The following is a 22,620-nucleotide window of genomic DNA, read 5'->3' on the forward strand; positions in this document are numbered from 1 at the left end:
GAGTGCATCTGCTCAAAGGCGCGGTGCGGACCTACGCATGGGGTTCGCGAACCGCAATCGCCGAATTCGTCGGCGCGCCCAGTCCGACGGCGCATCCCGAGGCCGAACTGTGGTTCGGCGCGCACCCGGGAGACCCCGCCTACCTGCAGACCGACGACGGAGACCGGTCTCTGCTCGACGCGCTGCGCGCCGATCCCGAAGGGGAGCTCGGCGCCGCGGTGCGCGGCCGGTTCGGGGACACGTTGCCATTCCTGGTGAAGGTGCTCGCCGCGGACGAGCCGCTGTCGCTGCAGGCGCATCCCAGCACCGAGCAGGCCGTCGAGGGGTTCGCCCGGGAGGAGCGGCTGGGCATCCCGATCTCGGCGCCCAACCGCAACTACCGCGACCGCAGCCACAAACCCGAGATCATCGTCGCGCTCAGCCAATTCGAGGCGCTGGCCGGCTTCCGCCCCGCCGCGCAATCGGTGAAGCTCATGCAGGCGCTCGGGGGGGCCGACCTCGACCCGTTCGTCAGCCTGCTGCACGGTCAGCGCGACGAGGACGGCCTGCGGGCGCTGTTCACCACCTGGATCACCTTCCCGCAGCCCGACCTGGACGTGCTGGTGCCCGCGGTGATCGACGGAGCGATCAGCTATGTGCGTTCCGGGGCAACGGAGTTCGCGCGTGAAGCCAGAACCGTTCTGGAGCTCGGGGAGCGCTACCCCGGGGACGCGGGGGTGCTGGCGTCGATGCTGCTGAACCGGCTGTCACTGGCGCCGGGGGAGGCGCTGTACCTGCCCGCCGGCAACCTGCACGCCTACCTGCACGGCATCGGTGTCGAGGTGATGGCCAACTCCGACAACGTGCTTCGCGGAGGCCTGACCCCCAAACACGTCGACGTGCCCGAGCTGTTACGGGTGCTGGACTTCACCCCGGCCGAGGACGTGCTCGTCGAGCGCGAGACCCACCGCGACGGAGCCGAGATCGTCTACCCGACACCGGCGCCCGAGTTCTCGGTGTCGGTGCTGCGCCTGGACGACGAGTTGGGGCACGAGGTCGACGCGCCCAACCGCCACGAAGGACCGCAGATCCTGCTGTGCACCGAAGGGGCGGTCACGGTACACGCCAAGTCGAACGCCGTGGTGCTGAAGAAGGGCGCGGCAGCGTGGGTGTCAGCCGACGACGGGCCGATCAGGTTGTGCGCCCACGAGCCCACCTGGCTGTTCCGGACGACCGTCGGGATCTAGCCCGCTGCTGGGCCGTCCACAACCGCATGTTGTGCGCGATGGTGCGCCCGATCAGCCGCGGCGACGGCACCATGTAGAGGCTGTCGAGCAGGCTGAATCGACGCAGAAACCATTCGGCCAGAACGGGATCCGTCTCGGCTGCACCGAGGAACTGATCGAAGAGACCGCCCACGGGACGATACCACCACGGCATCGGCCCGTGCGCGCCGTGCATGGTCAGATCCCCGATGGCGTTCATCGTCCACACCGGATAGGTGGTCTTGGCCGTCGCGGTGAAAAAGGCGCGCCGCGGGTCCGGCGCCGGCAGCGCGCAGCGTAGGTGACCGGCCTGCAACGACGTCATCGTCATCCCCTGGCCGAACGTCGGATTGAAGCTCGCCACCGCGTCACCGAACGGCAGGATGCCCGCGGGGAACCGGTCCAGCTTGTCGTAGCGGCGCCACCGGCTGGTCGGATACTTGTGCACCGCCACCTCGCCCAGCGGTTCGCCGCGGCGCACCGCATCACTGAGATGCGCGGGCAGCACCTCGTCGGCCAGAGCGCACATCCCGTCGAAGTCGTTGGGCGGCTGCACCTTCGCGACTCCGAACGTGGTCAGACCCCAGGTCCCGTCCTCGTAGAACAGCATGCCCAGGCCACGCGGCTGATCGCGGGACGCGCCGGCCACCACCACCTTCTCGGCGATCAGGCCGTCGGGGATACGCAACTGATGCGTGGCGTAGCTGATCCCGACGTCCACCGTGTCCTCATGCGGGCGGTCGAAACCCCACTGCTGCAACCAGACCGGAAGGCGCGTACCGCGGCCGGTGGCGTCGGTGACGAGATCGGCGTCGACCGTCTCGCCGCCGGCCAGTCGCACCCCGGTGACCCGGCATCCGTCGAACACCGGTTCGTCGACACCGCCGTTGCAGACGGTCACGTTGGCGATCGCGGCGGTGCGCCGCCGGATCTGCCACTCCAGGTGTGCCCGGCTCGGCACATAGGCGGTGAACTCGTCCTGCAGGCGGTGCTGGGTGCCGAGCACGTGGCCGGCCGCGCCGAAGTGGATGCAATCAGGCCGGTTCTCCAAGATCGGCACCCCGGCAGCGACCATGTCGGCGAGCAACCCCGGGAACAGCGACTCGAACTCCTGCGCGCCGCGGGCCATCAACAGATGCACGTGACGGCTCTGCGGCACCGCCTGCCGGTGCGCCGGTACATCCGGCAGCGAGTCGCGTTCGTACACGGTGACACGGTCGAAGGCTTCGGAGAGCACCCGCGCCGCACACAGTCCGCCGAGGCTTGCCCCGATCACGATCGCGTGTTTGGCGGTCTGAGTCATTGAAATTCACGGTAATGGGTAGATTCCGCTGAAGCGATGACGAAAGAAGGACGATCGATGGTGCAGGAGTCGGACTCGCAGACGGTCAGCAGACGGCGGACCAAGTCGGTGGAGCAGTCGATCGCCGACACCGACGAACCGGACACCAAGCTTCGCAAGGAGCTGACCTGGTGGGATCTGACCGTCTTCGGGGTGTCGGTGGTGATCGGCGCCGGCATCTTCACCATCACCGCGTCCACGGCGGCCAACATCACCGGCCCGGCGATCTCGCTGTCGTTCATCTTCGCCGCGATCGCGTGCGGGCTCGCCGCGCTGTGCTACGCCGAGTTCGCGTCCACGGTGCCGGTCGCGGGCAGCGCCTACACCTTCTCCTATGCGACGTTCGGGGAGTTCGTCGCGTGGATCATCGGCTGGGACTTGATCCTGGAGTTCGCCGTCGCGGCCGCCGTCGTCGCCAAGGGATGGTCCAGCTATCTGGGCACGGTCTTCAACTTCTCCGGCGGAACCACGGAAGTGGCTGGTTTCGAACTGGATTGGGGAGCGCTGGTCATCATCGCGCTCGTCACGATGATCCTGGCGATGGGCACCAAACTGTCGGCCGGCGTCAGCCTGGCCATCACCGCGGTCAAGGTGTCGGTGGTGCTGCTGGTGGTGATCGTCGGCGCGTTCTACATCAAGGCGGAGAACTTCAGCCCGTTCGTGCCGTCACCCGAAGCCGGCGGCGAGGGCGGTTCGGGGACCGAGCAGTCGCTGTTCTCGCTGCTGACCGGCGCCGAGGGAAGCCACTACGGCTGGTACGGCGTTCTGGCCGGCGCGTCGATCGTGTTCTTCGCGTTCATCGGCTTCGACATCGTCGCCACCACCGCCGAAGAGACCAAGATGCCCCAGCGTGACGTCCCGCGCGGCATCCTCGCCTCCCTGGCGATCGTCACCGTGCTCTACGTCGCGGTGGCGGTGGTGTTGACGGGAATGGTCAGCTACCGCGATCTGCGTGAGGCCGAAACCCAGAACCTGGCCACCGCGTTCTCGCTGAACGGCGTGGACTGGGCCGCCAAGGTGATCTCGATCGGTGCGCTGGCCGGATTGACGACCGTGGTCATCGTGCTGGTGCTCGGGCAGACCCGGGTGCTGTTCGCCATGTCGCGTGACGGGCTGCTGCCGCGTCAGCTGGCCAAGACCGGCGAGCACGGCACGCCGGTGCGGATCACGCTCATCGTCGGCGCGGTCGTCGCGGTGACGGCGACCGTCTTCCCGATCGGCAAGCTGGAGGAGATGGTCAACATCGGCACGCTGTTCGCGTTCGTGCTGGTGTCGGCCGGCGTGATCGTGTTGCGGCGCTCGCGGCCGGACCTCAAGCGCGGGTTCCGCACGCCGTGGGTGCCGCTGCTGCCGATCCTGTCGATCATCGCGTGCGTCTGGTTGATGCTGAACCTGACCGGGCTGACGTGGATCCGCTTCCTGATCTGGATGGCCATTGGCGTGGTCGTGTACTTCCTCTACGGGCGCAGGCATTCGCTGCTCGGGAAGCGCAACCTGACGAACTGACCGAGGTCTCGGCATTCGCATCACTGTTGGCACCGTCATCGCGACGGTGCGTGTCTGCGGGGTGCTGACCGGCGTGTCGCGCTAGTCGGCGCACGCTCGCGGCGTCGCGGCGGCAGAGAACGCCAGGCCGCGCCGTGCAGCTCTGGCATCGATGTGTGTGCGATTGGCACCCGCTTTGCGGCACGACTGCAGTCCCCGCCCACCCACGAGCGTGCGCTTCGTTCGCCTCGGAACGGCGTGTCGCGCTGCAGACTCGCACGCTCGCGCCTGGAGGGACTGCTTTACAAAGTGTGGGTCTGTGTCTAGACAGACGACAAAAGTGGCTCTATAGTCAACCTCGAAGGGTGACCGCACTCACAGCAAGGAGGCAACGGGTGACCGCACCAGAGGTGTCTGAAGTCGATGTGGAGCAGTGGCGCGACAAAAAGCGCTACCTGTGGCTGATGGGGCTGATCGCCCCGACGGCGTTGTTCGTGATGGTCCCGCTGATCTGGGCGCTGAACCAGATGGGCTGGCACACCGCCGCGCAGGTGCCCCTGTGGATCGGCCCGATCCTGCTCTACATGCTGCTGCCGGTACTCGACCGCTTCTTCGGGCCGGACGGCCAGAACCCGCCCGACGAGGTGATGGAGCGGCTGGAGAACGACAAGTACTACCGCTACTGCACCTACATCTACATCCCGTTCCAGTACGCCAGCGTGATCTTCGGCGCGTATCTGTTCACCGCGTCGGACCTGAGCTGGCTGGGCTTCGACGGCGGGCTGAGCTGGTTCGCCAAGATCGGTCTGGCGCTGTCGGTCGGTCTGCTGGGTGGTGTCGGTATCAACACCGCGCACGAAATGGGCCACAAGAAGGACTCTTTGGAGCGTTGGCTGGCCAAGATCACGCTCGCGCAGACGTTCTACGGCCACTTCTACATCGAGCACAACCGCGGCCATCACGTCCGCGTCGCCACCCCCGAGGACCCCGCGTCGGCTCGGTTCGGTGAGACGTTCTGGGAGTTCTTGCCGCGCAGCGTGTTCGGCAGCCTGAAGTCGTCGTGGGAGCTGGAGGCCAAGCGCCTGGAACGCACCGGCAAGAGCACGTGGCACTGGTCCAACGACGTGCTCAATGCGTGGGCGATGTCGCTGGTGTTCTACGGCGTGCTGATCGCGGTGTTCGGCTGGGCGCTAATTCCCTACATCCTGATCTCGGCGGTGTTCGGGTTCACGCTGCTGGAGACCGTGAACTACCTGGAGCACTACGGACTGCTCCGGCAGAAGACCGCGAGCGGCCGTTACGAGCGCTGCGTGCCGTCGCACAGCTGGAACTCCGACCACATCGTCACCAACCTGTTCCTGTACCACCTGCAGCGGCACAGCGACCATCACGCCAACCCGACCCGTCGCTACCAGACGCTGCGCAGCATGGACGGCGCCCCGAACCTGCCCAGCGGGTACGCGTCGATGATCGGTCTGACGTACTTCCCGCCGTTGTGGCGCAGAGTGATGGACCACCGTGTGCTCGCCCACTACGACGGCGACATCACCCGGGTGAACATCCATCCACGGGTGCGGGACAAGGTGCTGGCCCGGTACGGCGCCGGCGACGAGCAGCGGTACCAGGCGTGAGCGTCTACCGCTGCCCCGGCTGCGACTACGTCTACGACGAGGCCAAAGGTGAACCGCGCGAGGGGTTTCCGGCGGGCACCCGCTGGGACGAAGTGCCCGACGAATGGTGCTGCCCCGACTGCGCGGTGCGCGAGAAGGTTGATTTCGAACCGGTGTGAACAACATCGAGAAAGCGATAGCGAGAGGAAGAGCCATGGACTACAAGCTGTTCGTGTGCGTGCAATGCGGATTCGAGTACGACGAGGCCAAGGGTTGGCCCGAGGACGGCATCGCCCCGGGCACCCGCTGGGACGACATCCCCGACGACTGGAGCTGCCCGGACTGCGGCGCGGCGAAGTCGGATTTCGACATGGTCGAGGTCGCCCGGCCGTGAACGCGCCGTCATCCTCCGCGAGCGTGCGGATTCGTCAGCGCCGCGCCGTGCGCAGCGCCGCAGACACGCACGCTCGCGGAGAGGGCGGCAGAGCATGACGGCGGGAACCGTTATTGTCGCGCGTGTGAGCAGCCCCGCCGACAAGCGCGTCACCTATGCCGAGGCCTCGCGGGTGCTGCTGCGAGACTCGATCCTCGACGGAATGCGCGAGCTGCTGCTCACCCGCGACTGGTCCCACATCACGCTCTCCGACGTCGCCAAGGCCGCCGGCATCAGCCGGCAAACCATCTACAACGAGTTCGGCTCGCGGCAGGGCCTGGCCCAGGGGTACGCGATGCGGCTGGCCGACCGACTCGTCGACCAGATCCACGGCGCCATCGGCAACAACGTCGGGGACGTCTACGCCGCGTTCCTGCAGGGCTTCCGCGACTTCTTCGCCGAGTCGGCCGCCGACCCGCTGGTGATCTCGCTGCTCACCGGGACTTCGAAGCCCGACCTGCTGCAACTGATCACCACCGACAGCGCGCCGATCATCAACCACTGCTCGTCGCGGCTGGCGGAATCGTTCATGACCAGCTGGGTGCGCAGCAGCTCCGAAGACGCCGGGGTGCTGGCCAGGGCCATCGTCCGGCTGGCGATGAGCTACATCTCGATGCCCCCGGAATCCGACCACGACGTCGCCCGCGACCTGGCCCGGCTGATGACGCCGTTCGCCGAGCGATACGGGGTCGTCGAGCCCTAAAATGCGTGGTCGTGACCCGGCAACCTGCGGAGCGGGATGTGGGTCGTCGGGCCCGGAGAGTGCGTCGTCACGGACGGTCATGACCAGGCAACGGACCCGAGGCGCTACGGTGTCATAGACGCCCCTGGCCGGCAGAGCGCCGAAGCGCCTGTCCCGCGAGCCCGCAGGCCGGGGTTGTTCGCATGGGTGCCGCCGCCGCGCGCGCCCGTGCGCTCACAGGCAATTGACGAAACACAAAAGGGGCTCTACATGACTGCTCTGACCGCCGATGTCCGCAACGGGATCGACTACAAGGTCGCCGACCTGTCGCTGGCAGATTTCGGGCGCAAAGAGATCCGCCTCGCCGAGCACGAGATGCCCGGCCTGATGGCGCTTCGCCAGGAGTACGCCGAGGTCCAGCCGCTCAAGGGGGCACGGATCTCCGGCTCGCTGCACATGACCGTGCAGACCGCCGTGCTGATCGAGACGCTGACCTCGCTCGGCGCTGAAGTGCGATGGGCGAGCTGCAACATCTTCTCCACCCAGGACCACGCCGCCGCGGCCGTCGTCGTCGGCCCGCACGGCACCCCCGAGGAACCCAAGGGCACCCCGGTCTTCGCCTGGAAGGGCGAGACGCTCGAGGAGTACTGGTGGGCCGCCGAGCAGATGCTCACCTGGGAGGGCGAGCCGGCGAACATGATTCTCGACGACGGCGGCGACGCCACCATGCTGGTGCTGCGCGGCGCCCAGTTCGAGAAGGCCGGCGTCGTGCCAACCCTTGAGGACGATGACATTGAAGCCTCCGCCGAGTACAAGGTCTTCCTGAACCTGCTGCGCGAGCGGTTCGAGACCGACAAGGACAAGTGGACCAAGATCGCCGAGTCGGTCAAGGGCGTCACCGAGGAGACCACCACCGGCGTGCTGCGCCTGTACCAGTTCGCCGCCGCCGGCGAACTGGCCTTCCCGGCGATCAACGTCAACGACTCGGTCACCAAGAGCAAGTTCGACAACAAGTACGGCACCCGGCACTCGCTGATCGACGGCATCAACCGCGGCACCGACGTGCTCATCGGCGGTAAGAAGGTCCTGATCTGCGGCTACGGCGACGTGGGCAAGGGCTGCGCCGAGTCGCTGGCCGGCCAGGGTGCCCGCGTCGCGGTCACCGAGATCGACCCGATCAACGCGCTGCAGGCCCTGATGGACGGCTTCGACGTCGTCACCGTCGAGCAAGGCATCAGCGAGGCCGACATCGTCATCACCTCCACCGGCAACAAGGACATCATCACCCTCGACCACATGAAGGCGATGAAGAACCAGGCCATCCTCGGCAACATCGGCCACTTCGACAACGAAATCGACATGGCCGCGCTGGAGCGTTCGGGCGCCACCCGGATCAACATCAAGCCGCAGGTCGACCAGTGGGTCTTCGACAACGGCAACTCGATCATCGTGCTGTCCGAGGGCCGGCTGCTCAACCTGGGCAACGCCACCGGCCACCCGTCGTTCGTGATGAGCAACAGCTTCTCGAACCAGGTGATCGCCCAGATCGAGCTGTGGACCAAGAACGACGAGTACGACAACGAGGTCTACCGCCTGGCCAAGCACCTCGACGAGAAGGTCGCGCGCATCCACGTCGAGGCACTCGGCGGCACGCTGACCAAGCTCACCAAGGAGCAGGCCGAGTACATCGGTGTCGACGTCGAGGGCCCGTACAAGCCGGAGCACTACCGCTACTGACGTGGCACGACTGCTGAGCGCGGTGACCCTCGGCGTTGCGCTGGCCCTGACGGCATGTCAGGGCCAGCCCGCCGAGGAGACCGCCGAGCCCGAGGCCACCTCGACCCGGCCCGCCCCGCAGGTGCGGCACGACACCGAGGAACTGGCCACGACGTTCCCAGCCCTCGGCGCGCCGGTGTCGGCGTCGTGGATCCAATGGGACAACAGCGGCGCCACCGAGCCGACCCGCCTGTCACTGACGTGGATCGACGCCGTCGTGCAGGTCACGCCCGAAACCATGACGGGGTTGGTCGGTAAGTACGACGCCGAGGACGTCGGCAACCGGCCGGCCGTGCAGAAGGTCCTCGAACCCGCGCTGCCGCCCGGACCGTTCCTCACCGGCGTGGAATTGAACATCTTCTTCGGCGGTCCGCGCAGGAGCACCCGAGTGTTCCTCGACCCGCAAGTGAACACCGTGGTGCTGCAGTCGAGTGTGGCCGGCTCCGCCAAGTGAGCGATGCAGGCGTGGGGCTCACTCTGGCCGGTGCATCGGTCGCGGTCGGATGCACACCGTCGCAAGACGCGAACCTCGACCGGTCACGAAACCAGTTGGTGCTCAGCGCCTTCGACGACTAGGCGACCTGCAGCGTCACGTAGCGCGCCGAATCTGTGGGCAGCAGCCCCAGCTGCCGGTAGACGTTGGCCCGCCACACGGGAGCCTGCGAGTTGACCACGATGCCGCCGAGCGCCCATCCGTGCATCTGCCCGTCGCCGATGATCACCGTCAGGTCGGCGTCGGGATCCTGCGACAGCACCTTGTCGCGGAACGCCAGAACGCCCGGCAACAGCTTCTCGATCGTCCCGATGTACACCGTGGTCGGCGGCAGACCGGTCAGATCCGCTCCCGAGATCGGGTTGACGCGGGGATCGTCCAGATCCCAGTCGCCGTTCCAGCGCGGCCCCTCGCCGGGCTCGCGGCGCGGCAGGATCGGGTCGTCGATCGCGTCGATCTCCGGCCCACGCAACGTCAGGTGCAGCGCCGGGGAGACCAGCACCATCCGCGACGGCTGCGCCTCGGCGGGCACGCACGTCACCTCGATTCGGCAGCGGCGCAACATCTCCTGCACCGCAAGCACCGCATACGAACCGCCCGAGGAGTCGCCGTAGAGGCTGACGTTGTCCACGCCGTGGGCGTCGATCAGCATCTTCAGGTAGTCGGCCATCGGCGGCACCAGCGTCTCGGCGGTGCCGGTGCTCTTCGGCGGCGCCATCGGATAGATCGGCACCAGTACCGTCGCCCCGGTCTCGCGGGCCATCTGCGCATAGTCCGACCAGTGCAGGATCGTGGCCTCGGCTTCGAAACCGCCGCCGTGCAACGCCACCACGAACTCGCCGGACGGCTTGGGGGAAGCCAACTCCCACACCGTCCACCCGTTGTACTGACGTTCGGTCACCTTGAGTCCGAGCGTCAACAGCCATGGGGGAGTGGTGCCGGTGGAGGCGCCGGCCACACCGCTGAGGATCTTGATGCCGGTCTCCTCGTTGATCCATCGCAGGGTCCGCAGCAGTCCGACGACGAACTTGTCGCCAAACGACGGTGGTGCGGTGGTGATCGTCTTCGGACCTGGCGCAACATCATTGAGGCCGAGTTGACGGAAGATGTCGGGGCGTACCTTGGGCCCCGCCGAGTTGAAGGAAAGCCCGCCGAGCGCCCAGTCGTGGAACTGCCCCGTGCCGATGACGGTCGACACCACACCGCCTGCGGCTGACCACTTCTCGTGCAGCAGCAGTGTGTCAGGCAGGGCGTATTCCAGTTCGCCCACATAGATCGTCGATGGGGGAAGCGCAGCGAGCACTTCGTCTTCGAAGAACAACGGGCTGAGCAGCGGGTCCCGTGGATCGAGACCATCACCCCAGTGGTTCTCGCGGGTGTAGAAGTCGAGGTTCCGCACGTCGATGATCGGGTCGTCGACCTCGTAGATGTCGGGATTGGAGAGTGAACCGTCGGGGGTGAAGGACAGCAGCACCATGCTGGCCGGCACCGGCCTCCCGTCGAGGATGAGTTCGCGCACCGCCGCCATCGCCAGCGACGGACCGGCGTAGATGCTGACGTTTTCCGCGCCGTAGGTGTCGATCTGGCCGGAGAGGAACTGCGCCATGGCCGGAACGACCTTGAGCGCGGTCCCGGCTTTGGTCGTCCCGAGCGGGTACATCGGCACGACCACCGTCGCGCCGGTCTCGCGCGCCATGTTGGCGTATGCGAGCCAGTGGGTGACAAGCGGCTCCACGATGAACCCTCCGCCGTGCACGGCGACCACCGTCTTGCCGGTCGGGTTCGGCGGGTGGAACTCCCACACATCCCACACCGCATCCTCCGGGTCGTCGGCCACCTCGAACTCGGTGCGACGGACGTTGAGGCCGCCCTTGACGAACCACGGCGGATTCCGGCTCTCCAGTGCCTTGCCGATCAGCCCGTAGAAGTCGACGCCGATGAAGCTGGAGATCCCGCGCAGGACGTAAAGGCTCGCGACCACGATCCGGTCGAAGAACGTCGGCTCATCGGTGTAGACGATCTCGTTCTGCGCCGCCGCATCGACGGCGGTCGCCCTGACCGCCGTCGTCGCGACCGACGGCCCCGACTCGGACGGTCCCGCGTCGAATTCGCGGCGCGATGCGGCCGTCGCGCCGAACAGCTGCGTGGCGGCGACGGGGGCCGGCGACGGCGCAGGCTCGTCGTCGATGTCGACCGCCACGTCGTCGATGTCCACCGCGGTGTTGCCATCGTCGACGACTTCGGGCGCGTCGTCTTCAGCCGCCTCGTCCTCAGCCGCGTCGTCCTCAGCCGCCTCGCCATCGTCGGTCAGCTCGCCGGAGGGCGCTTCCCCGGCGACTTCTTCATCGGTGACCTCTTCGGGAACGTCCTCGTCGGCGGCGTCGTCCTCGGCGTCGGCGGCCGGCGACTCGGAACCGACGTCGGTGGACTCGTCGCCGACCCCGGATGCGGAGTCTTCCCGGGTCGGACCGGTCTCGCGTTGCTCCGACGAATCGGTGCCCGCGGAGTCGTCGGCCGCGGCCACCCCGCAGCCCACTCCGAAGAACACCGCCGCGCCGACCCCCGCTGCGACAGCCAAACCCGCGCCTTTGCCGCCTCCCTGACCACCCCGCACTTGTAGAACTATGGGCGGGGATCCGATCGCCGTCAATGTTTGCCCGCCACATGTCCGAAAAGCTCGATTAGGCTCGCCGGGTGCTCATCGTGATCGAGGGAGTCGACGGCGCCGGCAAACGCACCCTGACCAACGGTCTGCGCGCGGCGTTCCAATCCGGCGGGCTGTCCGTGACGAGCCTGGCGTTCCCGCGGTACGGCGTCTCAGTGCATGCCGACGTCGCGGCCGAGGCGCTGCACGGCCGGCACGGGGACCTCGCCGACTCGGTGTACGCGATGGCCGTGCTGTTCGCCATGGACCGTGCGGGCGCACGCGACGAGATCGAACAGCTCCGGACCACCTACGACGTGGTGATCCTGGACCGCTACGTGGCGTCCAACGCGGCCTACAGCGCGGCCCGCCTGCATCAGGGCGCCGACGGCGAGGTGGTCGCCTGGGTGCGCGACCTCGAATACGGGCGGCTGGGTCTGCCGAAACCCGATTGGCAAGTGCTGCTTGATGTTCCGACCGAGCTCGCGGCGCAGCGGGCGGTGAACCGGGCCGCCGAGGAAGCCGACCGGGCGCGCGACGCCTACGAGCGTGACGACGGGCTGCAGCGGCGCACCGGCGCGGTCTATGCCGAACTCGCCGCCGCGGACTGGGGTGGGCCGTGGGTGGTGGTGCCGCCGGAGGTCGACGCCGCAGCACTCGCCGCGCGGCTGTCGTCGCGCTGAGGGTTGCGGTAACGGAGCGAACTCGTGCCTGAGCGGATAGGCTCCAGTTCCGGGGAAGTCGCCACGGTGACAGTTGTGCTCAGGGGGAATCGTTGCTCGTTCAATCGCGTGTCCAGACCGTATCGCTGCAAACACTGGATCAGCTGCTCGCCTGCGTCAGGTCGGCGAATCAGCGCTTCGATCAGGGCCGGCACACCGAGGTGAAACCGTTGGCCGGTCACCTGCGGGCGCTGCTGTATCGCACCGACGGATCGGATGCGCTCTACGGATTGCGTGACACGCTGACCTGGGTGGACACCGCCGGTGTGCCCAACCAGAAGACGACCTGCGCGCTCGCCGGGCTCACCCTGATGCGGATCCGCAGCCGCCACCACGGCGCCGAGGAGTACGTCCCGAAGCTCGCGATGTACCCGCCGGCGCCGATCCGCACCCGCAGCGGTGACCAGATCTTCAGCGGTTCCCGGATTCCGTTCGAGCACTGGTGGACCAATCCCGTCATCCAGGACGCCGCCGGCGCGCAGTACTCGCGCAAGCAGCTCGTGCTGGCGATGGCCCCGACGGAGGACCGGGAAGGCCGGGCCGCGCGGCGCGCGCTGTCCCGCAGCGCGACGCTGGGCTGGGTGGCCGGTGGGACGACCTCGGCCCGGCTCTGCACCAGCCCGGTCGTCGCCAGTGTCCGCCAGATCGGCTACGAGGTGTTGCAGTCCGTCGCCGAGCAGCGCGACGTGCTCGAAGCGGTCGACTGAGGCTCACGCCGCGAACCGCGCTCAACTCGCAAAACACCCCGCGTGGTAGCGGCGCTTTATCGCCATCTGGTGACACCATGGACACCATGAGGCAAAGGATCCTGGTAGTCGACGACGACCCTTCGCTCGCCGAGATGCTCACCATCGTGCTGCGGGGGGAGGGATTCGACACCGCCGTCATCGGCGACGGCACCCAGGCGCTGACCGCGGTGCGCGAACTGCGTCCCGATCTGGTGCTGCTGGATCTCATGCTGCCCGGCATGAACGGCATCGACGTGTGCCGTGTGCTGCGCGCGGATTCCGGCGTGCCGATCGTCATGCTGACCGCCAAGACCGACACCGTCGACGTGGTGCTCGGCCTGGAGTCCGGCGCCGACGACTATGTGATGAAGCCGTTCAAGCCCAAGGAGCTGGTGGCCCGCGTGCGCGCGCGGCTGCGCCGCAACGAGGACGAGCCGGCCGAGATGCTCTCGATCGCCGACATCGACATCGACGTGCCCGCCCACAAGGTGACCCGGCAGGGCGAACAGATCTCACTGACGCCGCTGGAGTTCGACCTGCTGGTGGCGCTGGCACGGAAACCACGCCAGGTGTTTACTCGTGATGTGCTGCTCGAACAGGTGTGGGGTTACCGCCACCCCGCCGACACCCGTTTGGTGAACGTGCATGTCCAGCGGCTGCGGGCCAAGGTCGAGAAGGACCCGGAGAACCCGCAGGTGGTGCTGACCGTTCGAGGAGTGGGATACAAGGCCGGACCTCCGTGATCAGACGGCCCGCCGTCGGCGTGATCAGACGGCCCGCCCGGCGGTCGCCGTGATCTTCGGGTCCCGGCGGCGCATCCACCGTCGGTCGGCCCCGCTGATCCGCGGACTGGGTGTGCTGGGCCGCGCGCTGAGCACGGTGTGGCGGCGGTCTCTACAACTTCGCGTGGTCACGCTGACCCTCGGGTTGTCGCTGGCCGTCATCCTGGTCCTCGGCTTCGTCCTGACCAGCCAGATCACCGACCGGATTCTCGAAGTCAAGGTCGGCGCCGCCACCGAGGAGATCGAACGCGCCCGCACCACCGTCAGCGGCATCGTCGGTGGTGAGGAGACCCGGTCGTTGGACAGCAGCCTGCAGTTGGCGCGCAACACGCTGATCGACCGCAAAGCCGACGCGGGCGCCGGCCTTGCCGGGACGTTCGACGCGGTGCTCGTCGTGCCGGGCGACGGTCCCCGCGCAGCCACCGCCGCAGGCCCGGTCAACCAGATCCCCGACACCCTGCGCGACTTCGTCAAAGCCGGACAGGTCAGCTACCAGTACGCCACCGTGCACATCGACGGCTTCTCCGGGCCCGCATTGATCATCGGCAGCCCCACCTCGTCACCGGTGACCAACCTCGAGCTGTACCTGATCTTCCCGCTCAACAACGAGGACTCCACGATCGCTCTGGTGCGCGGCACCATGGCCACCGGCGGCATCGTGCTGCTCGGTCTGCTCGCCGCGATCGCCCTGCTGGTCGCCCGCCAGATCGTGCTGCCGGTGCGGTCGGCGTCGCGGATCGCCGAACGCTTCGCCGAGGGACATCTGACCGAACGCATGCCGGTGCGCGGCGAGGACGACATGGCCCGGCTGGCGGTGTCGTTCAACGACATGGCCGAGAGCCTGCACCGCCAGATCACCCAGCTCGAAGAGTTCGGGAACCTGCAGCGCCGCTTCACCTCCGACGTCAGCCACGAGCTGCGGACACCGCTGACCACCGTGCGCATGGCCGCCGACTTGATCCACGACCACGCCGAAGACCTCGACCCAGCCCTGCGCCGCTCCACCGAGCTGATGGTCAACGAGCTGGATCGGTTCGAGTCACTGCTCAACGACCTGCTGGAGATCTCGCGCCACGACGCCGGCGTCGCCGAACTGGCCGTCGAGGCCGTCGACCTGCGCTCCATCGTGCAGAACGCCCTGGACAACGTCGGGCACCTGGCCGAGCATGCCGACGTCGAGATGAACGTCGACCTTCCCACCGACGAGGTGATCGCCGAAGTCGACCCGCGCCGGGTCGAGCGGATCCTGCGCAACCTGATCGCCAACGCCATCGACCATGCCGAGCACAAACCGGTCCAGATCCGGATGGCCGCCGACGTGGACACGGTCGCGGTCACCGTCCGCGACTTCGGCGTCGGGCTGCGCCCCGGTGAGGAGAAGCTGGTGTTCAGCAGGTTCTGGCGCGCCGACCCGTCCCGCGTGCGCCGCTCCGGCGGCACCGGCCTGGGGCTGGCCATCAGCATCGAGGACGCCCGGCTACACCAGGGCAGGCTGGAAGCCTGGGGTGAACCGGGCAAGGGCGCCTGCTTCCGACTGACGCTGCCGCTGGTGCGCGGCCACAAGGTGACCAGCAGCCCGCTGCCGGTCAAGCCGATCGAAGTGTCCGGCGGATCCAGCCGCCGGGTGCGCGAGACGGCAGGGGAGAGCGTGTGAGACGCGTTGCCGCGCTGTGGCTTTGCGCGTTCATGGTGATGTTGACCGGCTGTGCCGGGGTGCCGAGCTCGTCGTCGCCGCAGGCAATCGGGACCGTCGACCGGCCGGCGCCGCCCAGCCTGCCCAAACCCACCCCCGGCATGGACCCGGACGTGCTGCTGCGCGAATTCCTCAAGGCCACCGCCGATCCCGCCAACCGGCACCTGGCCGCCCGGCAGTTCCTCACCGAATCCGCGTCGGCCACTTGGGACGACGCCGGCAGCGCGCTGCTGATCGACAACGTCGTGTTCGTCGAGACTCGCTCGCCGGACCGGGTCCAGGTCACGATGCGCGCCGACATCCTCGGCTCGCTGTCGGACATGGGCGTCTTCGAGACCGGCGCCGGCGCGCTGCCCGACCCCGGCCCGATCGAACTGGTCAAGACCTCGGGCGGGTGGCGAATCGACAAGCTGCCCAACGGAGTGTTCCTGGACTGGCAGCAGTTCCAGGCCACCTACAAGCGGCACACCCTGTACTTCGCCGACCCCACCGGCAAGACCGTCGTGCCCGACCCTCGCTATGTCGCGGTGTCCGAACCCGACCAGCTGGCCACCGAACTGGTGAGCAAGCTCGTCACCGGCCCGCGCCCCGAGATGGACAAGACGGTGCGCAACCTGCTCGGCCCGCCGATGCGGTTGCGCGGGCCGGTGACCCGCGCCGACGGTGGCAAGACCGGCATCGGCCGAGGCTACGGCGGGGCCCGCATCGATCTGGAGAACCTGTCGACCACCGACCCGCACAGCAGGCAACTGCTTGCCGCGCAACTGATCTGGACGCTGGCCCGGTCGGGCATCAACGGCCCGTACGTGATCAACGCCGACGGTGCCGCCCTCGACGACCGCTTCGCCGAAGGCTGGGACACCGCCGACGTCGCGGCGACCGACCCCGGCGCCGCCGACGGCGCGGCGGCAGGCCTGCACGGGCTCGTCGGAGGGTCGCTGGTGCGGATCGACGGTCAGCGTGCTCCGCGCGTCCCCGGTCCGTTCGGACAGATGCCGGGGCAGACGGCCGCGGCGCTGTCGCGCTCCGGCCAAGAGGTCGCCTCCATCGTCACGCTGCGCCCCGGCGCACCCGACATGGCGTCGTCGTTGTGGGTGGGCCCGCTGGGCGGCAACGCCACCCAGGCCATGGACGGCCGCAGCCTGAGCCGGCCCAGCTGGTCGCTCGACGACGCGGTCTGGGTCGTCGTGGACGGCAACAACGTCGTCCGCGTCATCCAGGACGCCTCCGGACAGCCCGCCCGGATCCCGGTCGACGTCAGCGCTGTCGTCACCCGGTTCCCGGGCGCCATCGCCGAACTGCAGCTCTCCCGCGACGGCACCCGCGCGGCCATGGTGATCGAGGGCAAGATCGTCCTGGCCGGGGTCGAGCAGACCGCCGGCGGGAACTACGCGCTGACCTACCCACGACGGCTCGGCTACGGGCTGGGGGAGACCGCGGTGTCGCTGTCCTGGCGCACCGGTGACGACATCGTCGTCACCCGCACCGTCCCGCAGAACCCGGTGTCCTACGTCAACCTCGACGGGGTCAACTCCGACGGTCCGAGCCGCAACCTGCTGATGCCGGTCCGCACGGTCGCCGCCGGCCCGTCGGCGGTGTATGTCGCCGACGGGCGCGGCGTGCTGCTGCTGTCGGGCTCGGCCGCCGAGGACCCGGCATGGAACGAGGTGCGGCCGCTGATGTCAGCGGGTGCGGTGCCGGTGCTGCCGGGCTGACACTGAACGTGCTGCCGGAACAGCCCTCCGGCGGCCAGCTCTACGGAGAGGTTCGGTATGGCGATGGAAGTTCCGCGCAAGACAGTGCTCGCCGGTGCGGGGATCGGCTTGGCGGCGGCTGCAGTGGCCGCGTGTTCGGGTGGATCGAAATCGGAATCGGGATCCGCACCGGAGTCGGTATCGGAGACGGCCCCGGCGTCGGGGGCGTCGCCGTCGGCACCGGGGGGCAAGAGGCTGACCTCGACCGCCGATGTGCCGGTGGGCGCCGGCGTGATCGTCGGTGAGATCGTGGTGACCCAGCCGGCCGCCGGCGAGTACAAGGCGTTCTCGGCGGTGTGCACCCACAACGGATGCCTGGTCGACGAGGTGGCTGACGGGACGATCAACTGCCCCTGCCACGGCAGCAAATTCGGTCTGGACGGCGCGGTGGTCAACGGCCCGGCCGCGAAGCCGCTGCAGCCAGTCGCCCTGCGGGTGCAGGGAGACTCGATCATCGCTGAGTAGCAAGGCCGGCCCGCCGCGAGCGAGGCCGGCCCGGCGCGAGTGAGAAGTGGTGGTTGTGAAAGCTGCCTTTTTCGCAGCCAGGAATGCTATTCCGCGACAAACGGGGTTGGAGTTGTCGGACGTCGGGCCGACACTGGGCCCGTGCTCGATCTGGTGCTTCCGCTCCAGTGCGGCGGATGCGACACCGATGGCACCGCGTGGTGCCGAAACTGCGCCGACGACCTCGCGGTGCGGTCCGACGAACCGCACCTGGTCACCCCGCGGATCGACCCCGGCGTGCCGGTGCTGTCGCTGGGCCGCTACGCCGGCCCGCGGCGCAAGGCCATCGTCGCGCTCAAGGAGCGCGGCCGCGCCGACCTGCGGCACCCGCTCGCCGCGGCACTGTCCGACGCGCTCGCGCATTTGCTGGTTTGGGGGCTGCTCGACGTGCCGCTGACCCTGGTGCCGGCGCCCACGCGCCGCACGGCGGCCCGGCGCCGCGGCGGTGACCCCGTGACCCGCATCGCCCGCGACGCCGCGGCGGGCCTGCCCGGGGTGACGGTCGCTCCGGTCCTGCGCTTCAGGGCGTTCACCCGCGACTCCGTCGGGCTGTCGCCGGCGGCGCGGCAGCGCAACGTCGCCGGGCGGGTGCGTGTGCGCGGGCCCGTCGCCGACCCCGTGGTGGTGGTCGACGACGTGATCACCACGGGCGCCACCGCCGCCGAATCGGTCCGCGTCCTGCAAACCATCGGGGCCGATGTCGTTGCTGTGCTCGCGCTGGCGAACGCGTGACCTCCCGCGCCTGATTACCCGAGGATCAATCCGGCGTGAAGAACTGAGAACAGAAGGACGAATTAGTGGCACGTCCGGTGAACAGCGACTACCGTCGGCACCAACCATCCGTGAACATTTCACGGCGGCGCTCAGTAGCGAGACGCCGGTATCGCGCCAGCGGTAGGAGGTGAGTAGTCGACACCTTGCACCGGCGAGTGGCGAGACCAGAAAGCCCCGTCGGTGCCACGTCTGTTCAGTTGGGCACGCACGGGGCGTGCGATCGCGAGAGGAAATCGAGTTGCCAAGTATGTCAAGAATTTCCGTGGACGCCGACAGCACGATTTTGATGGACCCCGACGACGCGGCGGGGTCGTCTGACGCGACTCCGAACGCCGAGGTGGTGGTGACTGGGCGCAACGTCGAAGTGCCCGATCATTTCCGCGCCTATGTCGCCGAAAAACTGGCCCGTCTTGAGAGATTCGACCGCACCATTTACCTCTTCGGAGTCGAGCTTTATCACGAGAAGAACCGCCGGCAGCGCAAGAACTGTCAGCACGTGGAGATCACCGCGCGGGGGCGCGGCCCGGTGGTGCGCGGTGAAGCGTGCGCAGACAGCTTCTACGCCGCCCTGGAAGCGGCGGTGAGCAAACTTGAGAGCAGGCTGCGCAAGAGCAAGGACCGTCGCAAGATCCACTACGGGGACAAAACCCCGCGGTCGCTGCACGAGGCCTGTTCACCTGACCACCTCGAGCAGGTGTTCGCGCCGCCCACCCAAGATGGCGCGACCCCCGATGCCGGACTCGCCGACACCGCCGACGACCACGAACCCGGGCGGATCGTGCGTGTCAAGGAACATCCGGCCACCCCGATGACCGTCGACGACGCGCTCTACGAGATGGAACTCGTGGGCCACGACTTCTTCCTCTTCCATGACAAGGAGAGCGACCGGCCCTGCGTGGTCTACCGGCGCCACGCGTTCGACTACGGCTTGATCAAGCTCGCCGTACCCTCCTGAGCAACCGGAATCCCCCGGGGCCCGATGTGTCGGATCCCGGGGGATTTCCGTGTGCGCCCCACCGCGGCTGTGAGGCGGCCACGAGGATCCGGCACGTCGCGGCGGAGACGCGCGACCAGCATTTTCGGCGCGTCACCTACGATGGTGTCCGTCTATTCGCGTAACGCATCCGGCGAGGAAAAAGGTATTCAGCGTGCTGTCGAAGTTGCTCCGTATCGGCGAAGGCCGCATGGTCAAGCGCCTCAAGGGGGTGGCTGACTATGTCAACACCCTGTCCGACGACATCGAGAAGCTCTCCGACGCCGAGCTGCGGGCCAAGACCGACGAGTTTCGCCGGCGGCTGGCCGACGGCAAGGAGGACCTCGACGACCTGCTGCCCGAGGCGTTCGCCGTGGCCCGCGAGGCGGCCTGGCGGGTGCTCAACCAGCGGCACTTCGACGTCCAGGTGATGGGCGGCGCCGCGCTGCACTTCGGCAACGTCGCCGAGATGAAGACCGGTGAAGGCAAGACGCTGACCGCGGTGCTGCCGGCCTATCTGAACGCGCTGTCCGGCAAGGGCATGCACATCGTCACGGTCAACGACTACCTCGCCAAGCGCGACGCCGAGCAGATGGGCCGCGTGCACCGCTTCCTCGGCCTCGAGGTCGGCGTGATCCTGTCCCAGATGACCCCGGATCAGCGCCGGGCGGCCTACAACGCCGACATCACCTACGGCACAAACAACGAGTTCGGCTTCGACTACCTGCGCGACAACATGGCGCTGCGGCTCGAGGACTGCGTCCAGCGCGGCCACAACTTCGCGATCGTCGACGAGGTCGACTCCATCCTGATCGACGAGGCCCGCACCCCGCTGATCATCTCCGGCCCCGCCGACGGCGGCTCGAACTGGTACACCGAGTTCGCCCGGCTGGCCCCGCTGATGGAGAAGGACGTCCACTACGAGGTGGACATCAAGAAGCGGGTGGTCGGCATCAACGAGCTCGGCGTCGAGTTCGTTGAGGACCAGCTGGGCATCGAGAACCTCTACGAGGCCGCCAACTCGCCCCTGATCAGCTACCTCAACAACGCCATCAAGGCCAAGGAGCTGTTCGAGCGCGACAAGCACTACATCGTCCGCAACGGCGAGGTTCTCATCGTCGACGACTTCACCGGCCGCGTGCTGATCGGCCGGCGCTACAACGAGGGCCTGCACCAGGCGATCGAGGCCAAGGAACACGTCGAGATCAAGGCCGAGAACCAGACCGTCGCGACCATCACGCTGCAGAACTACTTCCGCCTCTACGACAAGCTGGCCGGCATGACCGGCACCGCCGAGACCGAGGCCGCCGAGCTGCACGAGATCTACAAGCTCGGCGTGGTGCCGATCCCGACCAACCGGCCGATGATCCGCTCCGACCAGTCCGACCTCATCTACAAGACCGAGGAAGCCAAGTTCATCGCCGTCGTCGACGACGTGACCGAGCGCTACGAGAAGGGCCAGCCGGTCCTGATCGGCACCACCAGCGTGGAACGCTCCGAGTTCCTGTCCCGGCAGTTCGAGAAGCGGCGCATCCCGCACAACGTGCTCAACGCGAAGTACCACGAGCAGGAGGCCGGCATCATCGCCGAGGCCGGCCGGCTCGGCGCGATCACGGTCGCCACCAACATGGCCGGCCGCGGCACCGACATCGTGCTCGGCGGCAACGTCGACTACCTGCTCGACCGGCGGCTGCGTCAGCGCGGCCTCGATCCGGTCGAGACGCCCGACGAGTACGAGCAGGCCTGGCACGAGGAGCTGCCCGCGGTCAAGGAGGAGGTGGCCGAAGAAGCCAAGGACGTCATCGCCGTCGGCGGGCTCTACGTGCTCGGCACCGAACGGCACGAGTCGCGCCGCATCGACAACCAGCTGCGCGGTCGCTCCGGCCGCCAGGGCGACCCCGGTGAGTCCCGCTTCTACCTGTCGCTGGCCGACGAGCTGATGCGCCGCTTCAATGGCGCCACCCTGGAGACGTTGCTAACCCGGCTGAACCTGCCCGACGACGTGCCGATCGAGGCCAAGATGGTCTCGCGCGCGATCAAGAGCGCCCAGACCCAGGTCGAGCAGCAGAACTTCGACATCCGCAAGGAAGTGCTGAAGTACGACGAGGTGATGAACCAGCAGCGCAAGGTGATCTACGCCGAGCGCCGCCGCATCCTGGAAGGCGAGAACCTCGCCGAGCAGGCCCACAAGATCCTGGTCGACGTGATCACCGCCTACGTCGACGGCGCCACCGCCGAGGGTTACTCCGAGGACTGGGACCTGGAGAAGCTGTGGGAAGGGCTCAAGCAGCTCTACCCGGTGAGCATCGACCACCACGACCTGATCGACTCCGACGCCGTCGGCGAGCCCGGCGAGCTGACCCGCGAGGAGCTTCTCGACGCGCTGATCGCCGACGCCGAGCGGGCCTACGCCGAGCGTGAGCGTGAGATCGAGGAGATCGCCGGCGAAGGCGCGATGCGTCAGCTGGAGCGCAACGTGCTGCTCAACGTGCTAGACCGCAAATGGCGCGAGCATCTCTACGAGATGGACTACCTGCGCGAGGGCATCGGCCTGCGCGGGCTGGCCCAGCAGCGGCCTGAGGTCGAATACGCCCGTGAGGGCTACGACATGTTCGTCGCGATGCTCGACGGCATGAAGGAGGAGTCGGTCGGCTTCCTGTTCAACGTGCAGGTCGAGCGGGCCCCAGCCGCGCCGGCGGTGGCCGCCCAGCCCACCCCGTCCGGCCTCGCCGAGTTCGCCGCCGCCGCGGCCCAGCAGGGCGGCGTGGCCACCAAGGAGCGGCCCGCCCCCGCGGCCGGCCTACGCGCCAAGGGGCTCGACGAGAAGGCCCAGCCGCTGACCTACTCGGGTCCGTCCGAGGACGGCGGCGTCGAGGTCAAGCGCTCAGGCGGCGCTCCGTCGACCGGCGGCAGCCGCAAGGAACGGCGCGAGGCCGCCCGCCAGCAGCAGAAGAGCGGCCGGCACGCCAAGCGCCGCTGAC

The 22,620-nt window shown here is 68.0% G+C and carries 19 protein-coding genes; 17 read left to right on the forward strand and 2 right to left on the reverse strand.

Going from position 1 to position 22,620, the window contains the following annotated elements; genetic code table 11:
* The first annotated feature begins 2 nt into the window (after positions 1 to 2).
* Positions 3 to 1,226: a mannose-6-phosphate isomerase, class I gene (gene manA, locus ACTWP6_RS11860; RefSeq protein ID WP_443187773.1), complete on the forward strand. Its 1,224-nt coding sequence runs from the start codon at positions 3 to 5 to the stop codon at positions 1,224 to 1,226.
* Here the strand turns inward: manA and ACTWP6_RS11865 are convergent.
* Positions 1,171 to 2,547: an FAD-dependent oxidoreductase gene (locus ACTWP6_RS11865; RefSeq protein ID WP_443187774.1), complete on the reverse strand. Its 1,377-nt coding sequence runs from the start codon at positions 2,545 to 2,547 to the stop codon at positions 1,171 to 1,173. The two genes, manA and ACTWP6_RS11865, sit on opposite strands and share 56 nt — an antisense overlap.
* Positions 2,548 to 2,604: 57 nt before the next feature.
* Between ACTWP6_RS11865 and ACTWP6_RS11870 the strand changes: the two genes are divergently transcribed.
* The 7 genes from ACTWP6_RS11870 (at position 2,605) to ACTWP6_RS11900 (ending at position 9,026) form a co-directional block, all read left to right on the forward strand.
* On the forward strand, positions 2,605 to 4,092 hold the full coding sequence (locus ACTWP6_RS11870; RefSeq protein ID WP_443187775.1) for an APC family permease: 1,488 nt from the start codon (positions 2,605 to 2,607) through the stop codon (positions 4,090 to 4,092).
* Between the two features lie 443 nt (positions 4,093 to 4,535).
* Positions 4,536 to 5,702, forward strand: a complete 1,167-nt coding sequence (locus ACTWP6_RS11875; protein WP_260757991.1) for an alkane 1-monooxygenase — start codon at positions 4,536 to 4,538, stop codon at positions 5,700 to 5,702.
* Positions 5,699 to 5,860 carry a rubredoxin gene (locus ACTWP6_RS11880; protein WP_260757716.1) on the forward strand — a complete coding sequence of 54 codons (162 nt, stop codon included), beginning with the start codon at positions 5,699 to 5,701 and terminating at the stop codon, positions 5,858 to 5,860. Before ACTWP6_RS11875 ends, ACTWP6_RS11880 begins: the two co-directional genes overlap by 4 nt.
* 35 nt (positions 5,861 to 5,895) lie before the next feature.
* Complete coding sequence (locus tag ACTWP6_RS11885) at positions 5,896 to 6,075, forward strand: rubredoxin (RefSeq protein WP_003929438.1); 180 nt, start codon at positions 5,896 to 5,898, stop codon at positions 6,073 to 6,075.
* A 94-nt stretch (positions 6,076 to 6,169) separates the two neighbouring features.
* Entirely contained in the window at positions 6,170 to 6,817 is a 648-nt protein-coding gene (gene alkX / locus ACTWP6_RS11890; protein ID WP_260757717.1) for a TetR family transcriptional regulator AlkX, read from the forward strand.
* Positions 6,818 to 7,066: 249 nt separating this feature from the next.
* Entirely contained in the window at positions 7,067 to 8,533 is a 1,467-nt protein-coding gene (gene ahcY / locus ACTWP6_RS11895; protein WP_260757718.1) for an adenosylhomocysteinase, read from the forward strand.
* A gap of 1 nt (position 8,534) precedes the next feature.
* Positions 8,535 to 9,026 (forward strand): hypothetical protein, encoded by a 492-nt coding sequence (locus ACTWP6_RS11900; protein WP_443187776.1) that lies wholly within the window; start codon positions 8,535 to 8,537, stop codon positions 9,024 to 9,026.
* A 118-nt stretch (positions 9,027 to 9,144) separates the two neighbouring features.
* On the opposite strand, the gene ACTWP6_RS11905 is transcribed toward ACTWP6_RS11900, so the two are convergent.
* Positions 9,145 to 11,643, reverse strand: a complete 2,499-nt coding sequence (locus ACTWP6_RS11905) for an alpha/beta hydrolase fold domain-containing protein (protein WP_443187777.1) — start codon at positions 11,641 to 11,643, stop codon at positions 9,145 to 9,147.
* Positions 11,644 to 11,759: 116 nt separating this feature from the next.
* Here ACTWP6_RS11905 and ACTWP6_RS11910 point away from each other — a divergent pair, with 116 nt between their 5' ends.
* From ACTWP6_RS11910 to secA, 9 genes are all read left to right on the forward strand, one after another.
* Positions 11,760 to 12,392, forward strand: coding sequence for a dTMP kinase (locus tag ACTWP6_RS11910; RefSeq protein WP_443187778.1), 633 nt, complete (start codon positions 11,760 to 11,762; stop codon positions 12,390 to 12,392).
* A gap of 92 nt (positions 12,393 to 12,484) precedes the next feature.
* Entirely contained in the window at positions 12,485 to 13,138 is a 654-nt protein-coding gene (locus ACTWP6_RS11915) for a hypothetical protein (RefSeq protein WP_443187779.1), read from the forward strand.
* Between the two features lie 77 nt (positions 13,139 to 13,215).
* Positions 13,216 to 13,902, forward strand: coding sequence for a two-component system response regulator MtrA (gene mtrA, locus ACTWP6_RS11920; RefSeq protein WP_011778995.1), 687 nt, complete (start codon positions 13,216 to 13,218; stop codon positions 13,900 to 13,902).
* Between the two features lie 49 nt (positions 13,903 to 13,951).
* On the forward strand, positions 13,952 to 15,595 hold the full coding sequence (mtrB, locus tag ACTWP6_RS11925) for an MtrAB system histidine kinase MtrB (protein WP_443187780.1): 1,644 nt from the start codon (positions 13,952 to 13,954) through the stop codon (positions 15,593 to 15,595).
* 14 nt (positions 15,596 to 15,609) lie between these two features.
* A complete protein-coding gene (gene lpqB / locus ACTWP6_RS11930) occupies positions 15,610 to 17,349 on the forward strand; it encodes an MtrAB system accessory lipoprotein LpqB (RefSeq protein WP_443187830.1) in 1,740 nt (579 codons plus the stop codon).
* 57 nt (positions 17,350 to 17,406) lie between these two features.
* The gene (locus tag ACTWP6_RS11935) at positions 17,407 to 17,853 is read left to right on the forward strand and encodes a ubiquinol-cytochrome c reductase iron-sulfur subunit (protein WP_443187781.1); all 447 of its coding nucleotides are present in this window, start codon (positions 17,407 to 17,409) and stop codon (positions 17,851 to 17,853) included.
* A gap of 141 nt (positions 17,854 to 17,994) precedes the next feature.
* Positions 17,995 to 18,624, forward strand: a complete 630-nt coding sequence (locus ACTWP6_RS11940; protein ID WP_443187782.1) for a ComF family protein — start codon at positions 17,995 to 17,997, stop codon at positions 18,622 to 18,624.
* 328 nt (positions 18,625 to 18,952) lie between these two features.
* On the forward strand, positions 18,953 to 19,621 hold the full coding sequence (gene hpf, locus ACTWP6_RS11945; RefSeq protein WP_396885430.1) for a ribosome hibernation-promoting factor, HPF/YfiA family: 669 nt from the start codon (positions 18,953 to 18,955) through the stop codon (positions 19,619 to 19,621).
* A 193-nt stretch (positions 19,622 to 19,814) separates the two neighbouring features.
* A complete protein-coding gene (gene secA, locus ACTWP6_RS11950) occupies positions 19,815 to 22,619 on the forward strand; it encodes a preprotein translocase subunit SecA (RefSeq protein WP_260757727.1) in 2,805 nt (934 codons plus the stop codon).
* Position 22,620: the final 1 nt, after the last annotated feature.

It is taken from the genome of Mycobacterium sp. 4D054 (assembly GCF_052245755.1).
In the GTDB taxonomy this organism is placed as follows: Bacteria; Actinomycetota; Actinomycetes; order Mycobacteriales; family Mycobacteriaceae; genus Mycobacterium.